At 34.2% G+C, this 3,048-nt stretch carries 3 protein-coding genes and 1 pseudogene; all 4 read right to left on the bottom strand.

What is annotated here, in order from left to right; all coding sequences use genetic code 11:
* On the bottom strand, positions 1 to 559 hold a 559-nt coding region (locus tag PKN74_RS08230; protein WP_472310351.1), incomplete at its 3' end, for an ATP-binding cassette domain-containing protein.
* Positions 552 to 1,523: an ABC transporter ATP-binding protein gene (locus tag PKN74_RS08225; protein WP_472310350.1), complete on the bottom strand. Its 972-nt coding sequence runs from the start codon at positions 1,521 to 1,523 to the stop codon at positions 552 to 554. The genes PKN74_RS08230 and PKN74_RS08225, both read right to left, overlap by 8 nt.
* 6 nt (positions 1,524 to 1,529) lie before the next feature.
* On the bottom strand, positions 1,530 to 2,897 hold the full coding sequence (locus PKN74_RS08220) for an ABC transporter permease (RefSeq protein ID WP_472310352.1): 1,368 nt from the start codon (positions 2,895 to 2,897) through the stop codon (positions 1,530 to 1,532).
* A gap of 41 nt (positions 2,898 to 2,938) precedes the next feature.
* Positions 2,939 to 3,048 (bottom strand): annotated as a pseudogene (locus tag PKN74_RS08215) (ABC transporter permease); the annotation flags it as partial.

The following is a 3,048-nucleotide window of genomic DNA, read 5'->3' as shown; positions in this document are numbered from 1 at the left end:
CTATAATTAGATCTGGAGAAAGAACCAAGGTTCTTGCGGTAGCTACTCTCTGTCTCTGACCACCACTAAGCATATGGGGGAACCTATCAAGGAATTCCTCAGGAGGTGTTAATTTAACTTCCTCGAGAGCTTTTCTGGCTATTTTTTCCATTTCCCTAGAATCCTTAGTTTTTTTGTGGATAATCAGTGGCTCATATAATACATCTCTAACTCTAAATCTTGGGTTCATTGATGCATATGGATCCTGGAAAACCATTTGTACTTCTTCTCTATACTTTTTTATTTCAGTCGAAGAAGATAAAGTAGATGTATCAGCTCCTTTAAAAATGATTTGTCCAGAAGTAAGCTCTTCTAGTTTCATGATCAAACGACCTGTAGTGGTTTTTCCACAGCCTGATTCACCTATGAGGGCAAAAATCTCACCTTTCTTTATATTAAAGGTAACACCGTCAACCGCTTTTACCCATCTTTTTTTACCCTTGAAAACTTCAGTAATCGATCTTCTTAGTGGGAACCATTTTTTTATATTTTTTACACTCAAAATAATTTCATCATTCATCATAACACCTCCAACAAGCAACAAAATGCTCAGGTTCTATCTCTTTTAAAGGTGGTTCATTTAAAATACACTTATCAAAAGCCACAGGACAGCGTTCATGGAACCTGCAACCGGTTGGAGGATTGAGAAGATCAGGTGGTGTACCAGGAATAAAAGCAAGTTCTTCAACTTTTTCTCTTAACTTTGGAGTAGCACCCAAAAGACCTTTTGTGTATGGATGAGAAGGTCCTTGTTTTCCATATATCTGATCATTTGTTCCAATTTCTGCTATTTTACCAGCATACATGACCATAATTCTATCAGCAACTTCAGCTTCTGTTGCTAAATCATGTGTGATAAATATAAAAGAAAGATTCAAATCATGTTTTAATTTTTTTAACAAGTTAATTATTTGAGCCTGAACGACAACATCTAAGGCTGTTGTAGGTTCATCTGCGATAACAATTTTTGGTTCAAGAAAAAGTGCAGTTGCAATAACTACTCTCTGCTTCATTCCACCTGAAAGTTCGTGAGGATATCTTTTTAAAACATCTTCAGATAAACCAACATAATTTATGTATTTTTTTATTATTTCAAGGGCTTGTTCTTCCTCCATTTCGCGATGATTTAAAAGTGTTTCTAACATTTGCTTTTTTATACTATAGACTGGAGTCAAACTATTCATAGCTCCTTGAAATATCATCGATATTTTATTCCATCTAATTCTTTTCCTTAGTTCATTTTCTTTCAAGTGAATGATATTTTCGTTATCAATTATTATTTCACCATCAACGATTTTTCCTGGAGGGTTCGGCATCCTTAAAAGGCCCATTCCTAGGGTAGTTTTACCGCAACCGGATTCTCCAACTAGCCCTAGGGTTTCTCCCTCTTTTAGAGAAAAGCTAACATCATCTAAAGCTTTAACAACTCCTTTGCGTGTAAAATAATATAATTTCAGATTATTAACAGTTAACACTTCGCTCATTTTTATCTACCTCGTCCTCAATTTTGGATTTAGGATAGTATCCATTGCAAAACCAATAAAAGCAAATGTCATCCCTATTAATGCTATAGAGATTCCAGGAGGAACTACCCACCACCATAAGCCATTGGTAACTGCTCCACCATTCATAGCGTCGTGAAGGATTTGGCCCCATGTTACTATTGTAGCATCTCCTAATCCAAGCAAGCTCACAGTTGCCTCATAAAGTATAGCGCTTGGTACATTTAATGCCATACTAGCAAACGCATAAGGAATTAAGATGGGAACCATATGCTTAAAAATTATTCTACCATTCGATGCACCAAGGGCTTTAGCTGCTTCTACATAGGTTTCTTCTTTAATCTGCAAAGCCATACTTCTAACAGTTTTTACTGGACCGACCCAGAAGAATAAACACATCATTGTTATTAACGACCATATACTAGGTTTAAATATAGCTGATAGAACAATTAAAACAGGGAGTAAAGGTATATTCATAAATATCTCCCAAATTCTTTGCATAATAGAATCAACTAATCCACCATAATAAGCGGAAACAACACCGTAAATAACCCCTACTGATATTGATATAGCAGAAGTTAAAAGTCCTATGAAAAGAGCCCATTTTGTGCCAGCTATTAATCCACTCCAAATATCACGTTTTGCATTATCAGTTCCCAAAATACCTGATACAGCTCCAGAAAAGATAAATTTAGGCTCTTCAATTACTGTATCTTCAGAAGTTTTGATCATATTGATGTTAAATTTATAGGTACCTTTTAAGGGTACAGGATTTGAAGCAATTTCTTTATTCGCTTCAGAAAAAATAATACTATTAACTTTTATTGTTTGAGAGGAAATATTTTGAAATCTTTTAGCAAAACTTTGAACGGAATTTTTTGCTTCATTACTAATTGCAATTCTAAAATCTTTCCAAGTGGGTGAACTGAAATTTTTGTTTACTAAATTAATGGTATTTCCATCAGGTCTCTCCAATACTATGTTCAGAGTGAACGATCCTTTGAATCTTCCTCTATATATTAAATCAATAGGTGGGACATCATAATTATAATCAAATTCTACGACAGAGGTACTAACTGACATAGTAGGAGAAATGTTGTTTTCTTCGAATTCTAGATTGTTTATATAGGTTGTAGGGGTGTAATCTTTATCAGTAAACCAATTAATCCAAGCAGGAGGAGCATTTCTAGGATTATCTTCCCAATAAGTAATATCTCTCCATCGTGTAGAAGCTTCTGGGAATGGAATCAAAAAATGCTCAAATATTGTGATTAATATAAAAATAACCAGAAAAATAAGCCCTACAATACCAAATTTAACTTGCTTGAATTCTCTCCAAAAATCCGTTAGTTGCATTTTGATTCTACTCGAAGATTTTTTTGATTTAATATCTGTACTCACGCTTTCCCACCTACTTTTATTCTAGGATCTAAGAATCCATAGATTAAATCCAACAATACTATACCAGAAATATATATAAGTGTGGTTATTGATAAATTACCGAGAA

The sequence above is a fragment of the Defluviitoga sp. genome, assembly GCF_035349255.1.
In the GTDB taxonomy this organism is placed as follows: Bacteria; Thermotogota; Thermotogae; order Petrotogales; family Petrotogaceae; genus Defluviitoga.
Note: the sequence above shows the minus strand (reverse complement) of the source record. Positions and strands in the feature narration are given on the sequence as shown.

Bases quoted from the DNA above. Each gene is read 5' to 3' on its own strand.
- PKN74_RS08225 (WP_472310350.1), bottom strand. From the start codon at position 1,523: ATGAGCGAAGTGTTAACTGTTAATAATCTGAAATTATATTATTTTACA.
- PKN74_RS08220 (WP_472310352.1), bottom strand. From the start codon at position 2,897: ATGCAACTAACGGATTTTTGGAGAGAATTCAAGCAAGTTAAATTTGGT.